This is a genomic window from Actinospica acidithermotolerans, from assembly GCF_018139625.1.
Classification (GTDB): Bacteria; Actinomycetota; Actinomycetes; order Streptomycetales; family Catenulisporaceae; genus Actinospica; species Actinospica acidithermotolerans.
On record NZ_JAGSOH010000211.1, the window covers coordinates 1 to 5,997 of the forward strand.

Sequence of the window (5,997 nt, forward strand, 5' to 3'; positions counted from 1 at the left end):
CCCCGCCGAACCCTTCACCGCCCGCCCCGCCGGACGGCTCGGCCGCCGTCACCGGTCACCGAGCCAGCGCCGGATGCAGGCGATCAGGTCGTTCGCGTCCACCGGTTTGGTGACGTAGTCGCTGGCGCCCGCGGAGATCGCCTTCTCCCGGTCGCCCGGCATCGCCTTGGCGGTGACCGCGATGATCGGCAGGTCCGCGTACTGCGGCATCCGCCGGATCTCGGCGGTCGCGGCGTAGCCGTCCATCTCCGGCATCATCACGTCCATCAGGATCAGGTCGGTCTCGGCGTGCGCGGCCAGGGCCTCGATGCCCTTGCGCCCGTCCGCTGCGTGCAGGATCCGCATGCCGTGCAGCTCCAGGATGCCGCTGATGGCGAACAGGTTGCGGGCGTCGTCGTCGACGACGAGCACCGTGCGCCCGGCGAGCGCGCCGTCCACGTCCTCGACAGCCTGGTGCCGGGGCGCGTCCGCTCTGACCAGCGGCACGACGTCGCCGGGCTGCTCGGCCGACAGGTGCAGCGCGATGCGCTCGCGCAACTCGTCCAGGCTCGAGAGGACCTCCAGCGGCCGCTCGGCCGAGCGCGACTGCAACGCGTGCTCCTGCCGGGCGTCGAGCCGGTGGCTGTTGTGCGCGAGCACCGGGACCTGCCGCTGCGCCGGGTCGCCGTCCATCGCGTCGAGGAAGGTCCAGGCCTGGCCGTCGGCCATCTCCACGTCGAGGACCACGCAGTGGAACGCCTCCGCGGCCAGGGCCGCCGCCGCTTCCCGCGCGCCGATGACCGTGATCACCTCGTTCTCGGGCTGGTCCGCCGACTCGGTGCCGCCGTCCAGGCTGCTGAGGGCGCTTTCGGCCACCAGCGAGAGCAGGCCCTTCTGCTGGTCCTCGATCACCAGCAGGCGACGCGGCCTGCGCGCCGGGCCGTGCGCGGCGGCGGCCGGCTGTCCGTCGACCGCGGCCGCCGAGTCGTTCTCGCCGTCCCCGGCCGGCAGCGCCGCGGCGGCCGGCTGCGGGGGCGCGAGCAGCACGGCCGGGGACGTCGGCAGGTAGAGCGTGAAGGTGCTGCCGACGCCCGGCGTGCTCTGCGCGTGGATGGCGCCGCCGAGCAGGTGGGCCATCTCGCGGCTGATGGACAGTCCGAGACCGGTGCCGCCGTACTTGCGGCTGGTGGTGCCGTCCGCCTGCTGGAAGGCGCCGAAGATGGTCTCCAGCTGCTGCGGGTCGATGCCGATCCCGGTGTCCCGCACCCGGAACGCCACGACCGGGCCGGTGCCGTCCACCGAGGCCGGGGCCTCCGCGGCGTCGACCTTCTCGACGATCAGCTCGACGCTGCCGCGCTCGGTGAACTTGATCGCGTTCGATATCAGGTTCCGCAGCACCTGCCGCAGCCGCGAGTCGTCGGTGAACAGCTCGGCGGGCACGCCCTGGCCCGCGCTGACGGTGAAGCCGAGGTTCTTCTGCGTCGTCATCGGGCGGAAGGTGGCCTCGATGTAGTCCACCAGCTGGCGCATCGGCACCCGGTCCGGGTTGAAGTCCATCTTCCCGGCCTCGACCTTCGACAGGTCCAGGATGTCGTTGATCAGCTGGAGCAGGTCGGATCCGGCCGAGTGGATGATGCCCGCGTACTCGACCTGCTTCGGCGTCAGGTTGCGCGCCGGGTTCTGGGCGAGCAGCTGCGCCAGGATCAGCAGGCTGTTGAGCGGGGTGCGCAGCTCGTGGCTCATGTTCGCCAGGAACTCGGACTTGTACTTCGAGGCCAGCGACAGCTGCTGCGCGCGGTCCTCGAGCTCCTGGCGCGCCTGCTCGATCTGCAGGTTCTTCGCCTCGATGTCGCCGTTCTGGGCGGCGAGCAGCTTGGCCTTGTCCTCCAGCTCCGCGTTGGACCGCTGCAGCTCGTCCTGCTGGACCTGCAGCTCCTCCGAGCGCGCCTGCAGCTCGGCGGCCAGCCGCTGCGACTCCTCCAGCAGCTCGTCGGTGCGGGCGTTGGCGAGGATCGTGTTGACGTTCGCGCCGAGCGTCTCCATCAGCCGCTCGAGGAAGTCGCGGTGTATGTCGGTGAACGGGGTGAACGACGCCAGCTCGATCACGCCGAGGACCTGGTCCTCCACGACGATCGGCAGGATGATCAGGCCGCCCGGGGAGGCCTTGCCCAGCCCGCTGGAGATGCCGATGTAGTCGCCCGGAACATCGGACACGGAGATCACGCGGCGGGAGCGCGCCGCCTGGCCCACCAGCGACTCGCCGAGCTTGAACCGGTCGTGGCCCTCGGTCGCGGCGGGTCGGCCGTAGGAGCCCACCAGTGTCAGCTCCCCGCCTCCGGCCGCCTCCTCGGCGAGGTAGAACCCGCCGTACTGCGCGGATACCAGGGGCGTGAGCTCCTCCATGACCAGCTCGGCCACGACGGCCAGATCGCGATGGCCCTGCATCAGGCCCGAGATGTGGGCCAGGCTCGACTTGAGCCAGTCCTGCTCCTGGTTGGTCCGCGTCGTCTCCCGCAGCGAGCCGACCATCGCGTTGATGTTGTCCTTGAGCTCGGCGACCTCGCCGGAGGCCTCGACCGTGATCGAGCGGGTCAGGTCGCCCTCGGCGACCGCGCTGGTGACCTCCGCGATCGCGCGCACCTGCCGGGTGAGGTTCCCGGCGAGCAGGTTGACGTTCTCGGTCAGCCGCTTCCAGGTGCCGGACACGCCCTCGACCTCGGCCTGGCCGCCCAGCCTGCCCTCGCTGCCCACCTCCCGGGCCACCCGGGTGACCTCGGCGGCGAACGAGGAGAGCTGGTCGACCATCGTGTTGATCGTGGTCTTCAGCTCCAGGATCTCGCCGCGCGCGTCCACGTCGATCTTCTTGGACAGGTCTCCGTTGGCGACCGCCGTGGTGACCAGGGCGATGTTGCGCACCTGGTTGGTCAGGTTGCCCGCCATGGAGTTGACGTTGTCGGTCAGGTCCTTCCACGTGCCCGCGACGTTGGGCACGCGCGCCTGGCCGCCCAGGATGCCCTCCGTCCCGACCTCGCGGGCGACGCGGGTGACCTCGTCGCCGAACGCCGAGAGCGTGTCGACCATCGTGTTGATCACGCCGGCGAGCGCGGCGACCTCGCCCTTCGCCTCCACGGTGATCTTCTGCGACAGGTCGCCGCGGGCGACCGCCGTGGCCACCTGGGCGATCGAGCGCACCTGCCCGGTGAGGTTCGAGGCCATCACGTTGACGTTGTCGGTGAGGTCCTTCCACGTGCCGGACACGCCGCGCACGGTCGCCTGCCCGCCGAGGTTGCCCTCGGTGCCGACTTCGCGGGCGACGCGGGTGACCTCGTCGGCGAAGGCGGAGAGCTGGTCGACCATCGTGTTGATGGTCTCCTTTAGCTCCAGGATCTCGCCGCGCGCGTCCACCCGGATCTTCTGCGACAGGTCGCCCTGCGCGACCGCGGTCGTGACCTGGGCGATGGAGCGCACCTGGGCGGTCAGGTTGTCGCCCATCACGTTGACCGACTCCGTCAGGTCCTTCCACGTGCCGGACACGCCCTTGACGTCGGCCTGGCCGCCGAGGCGGCCCTCGGTGCCGACTTCGCGGGCGACGCGGGTGACCTCGTCGGCGAAGGCGGAGAGCTGGTCGACCATCGTGTTGATGGTGTTCTTCAGCTCCAGGATCTCGCCGCGGGCGTCCACGTCGATCTTCTGCGACAGGTCGCCGCGCGCGACGGCCGTGGCCACCTGCGCGATGGAGCGCACCTGGGCGGTCAGGTTGCCGGCCATGAAGTTGACCGAGTCGGTCAGGTCCCGCCACGTGCCCTTGACGCCCTTGACGTCGGCCTGGCCGCCGAGGCGTCCGTCGGTGCCGACCTCGCGGGCGACGCGGGTGACCTCGTCGGCGAAGGCGGAGAGCTGGTCGACCATCGTGTTGATGGTGTTCTTCAGCTCCAGGATCTCGCCGCGCGCGTCCACGCCGATCTTCTGCGACAGGTCGCCCTGCGCGACCGCCGTCGTGACCTGGGCGATGTTGCGGACCTGGTCGGTGAGGTTGCCGGCCATGAAGTTGACCGAGTCGGTCAGGTCCCGCCAGACCCCGCCGACGCCGGGCACCTGGGCCTGGCCGCCGAGGCGCCCCTCGCTGCCGACCTCCCGCGCGACCCGGGTGACCTCCGCCGCGAACGAGGAGAGCTGGTCGACCATCGTGTTGACGGTCTCCTTGAGCTCCAGGATCTCGCCGCGCGCGTCGACGTCGATCTTCTGCGACAGGTCGCCGCGCGCGACGGCCGTGGCCACCTGGGCGATGTCGCGGACCTGGGTGGTGAGGTTGCCCGCCATGGCGTTGACCGAGTCGGTCAGGTCCGCCCACGTCCCGGAGACGCCGGGCACCTCCGCCTGGCCGCCCAGCGTGCCCTCGGTGCCCACCTCGCGGGCCACCCGGGTGACCTCGGAGGTGAACAGGGACAGCTGGTCGACCATGCCGTTGAACACGGTGGCGATCTCGCCCAGCAGCCCGTCCGCGCCCTCCGGCAGCCGGGTGCCGAAGTCGCCGTCGCGCACCGCCGTCAGCCCCGCGAGCAGCTGCCGCAACTCCGGCTCGCCGACGCTCTTGGCCGCGGGCTTGGCCGCCGAGCGCGACTTCCGCGGCGCCGGGCCCGCCGCGCCGACCGATCCTTCAAGCATCGCGCAACCGCCTCCGTGGTCAGGACCGGCCGCCGGAGCGCGAGGGCCGAGCACTGGACTGTTTCCGCATGGAAACAATAAGCCGAGGATAGGTTGTCGCGGGGGGAGCGGCAAAATCCGCCGACGGCCTGAGCCGACGCGGGAGGCGCGGCGGCCCGCTCCGCGAACCCGGCGTTCATTCCGATGCGTTCACTCGGATGGTCGTACCCAGCCGAGCCGGGTGACCAGCCGCGCTGACCATCGGCTTACTGATGCGCGCCGTCTCCACGCAGCAGAACCCACGGTAGCCCGCGTCGGTCAGATCGGCCATGCTCTTCGACAGCTCGGGTCCGGGATTCCAGGTGACGACGTCGCTGTGCCCGTGATGCCGAACCTCGATCACCCGCCGGAGGGCAGGCTCCTCGATGAGGCTGACGGCCTCCGGCGCCGTGTAGACGCGGTCGATCCGGCCGGGGAAGGTGAGCGGGCCGTCCTGGTGTCCGTCCGTCTCCTCCACCTTGTCGAGGTACGGAGCACCGATCCCGGAGACCGACACCCCGTCGATGTCGCCGACGTTGAAGTAGCTGTGCAGCGCGCCGGTGCTCTCGAACTCGCCGCGCGCTTCGAGCGTCACCTCGCACTCTTCGCCCCCGAGCTTGAAGCCGAGTAGCAGCTCGAACTCGTGCGGCCAGATCGCCATAGTGGTCTCGGAGCTGGTCAGCCGCATACTCAGCTCGACCCCGCGCCCGTCCTGGCTGTGCTCGACGAGCTCGAACGCACTGGTCCGCGCGAAGCCGTGCGAGGGCTTGCCGGCGGGCCCGAACCACGGCCAGCACACCGGCACCCCGCCCCGGATCGCCGTGCCCGCCGCGAACTCGGTCGCTTCGCTGAGCCAGAGCACGGGCTCCTGCCCGGCAGGCTGCCACGCGATCAGATGCGCCCCCTGCAACGCGACGGCCGCCCGAACCCGCGCGTGATCGACCACGATGACCGGCAGTTCTCCCGCAAGCCGCTCGGTGACGTGCTCGGAAAGCCGCTTCACGACGGGAAGGTCGAACACGCTCTCATTCATCGCCACCACTGCCTCTCGAGCCCACGACGGTGCCGCCGAGCATAGCGAGATGCCGGTGCCCCGCGTCGGCGGGCGGACAGCGTGACGCGAGCGGGAGATCCCCGGGAGGCCGCGGCCCACTGCGGCCCCCCGGGGGGCTTATGAGGCGGCGGTGCGGTGGCCGCGGCGGGCGGGCATCAGTGGCCGTGGCCCGGCGTCGAGGTCTTGCTCGGCTTGTGCCCGCCGGCCGTCGCGCTCGCGGTTGTCGAGGTCGAGGTCGAGGGCGAGGCCGAGGCCGTCACTGTCCTTGAGGATGCTGCGGA

Annotated in this window: 2 protein-coding genes; both read right to left on the minus strand. The window is 71.1% G+C overall.

Annotated features, from left to right (window positions below; all coding sequences use genetic code 11):
- Positions 1-48 precede the first annotated feature (48 nt).
- Positions 49-4,644, minus strand: a complete 4,596-nt coding sequence (locus tag KDK95_RS33675; RefSeq protein ID WP_212522416.1) for a HAMP domain-containing hybrid sensor histidine kinase/response regulator — start codon at positions 4,642-4,644, stop codon at positions 49-51.
- A 175-nt stretch (positions 4,645-4,819) separates the two neighbouring features.
- Complete coding sequence (locus KDK95_RS33680; RefSeq protein WP_212522417.1) at positions 4,820-5,695, minus strand: D-hexose-6-phosphate mutarotase; 876 nt, start codon at positions 5,693-5,695, stop codon at positions 4,820-4,822.
- Positions 5,696-5,997 lie beyond the last annotated feature (302 nt).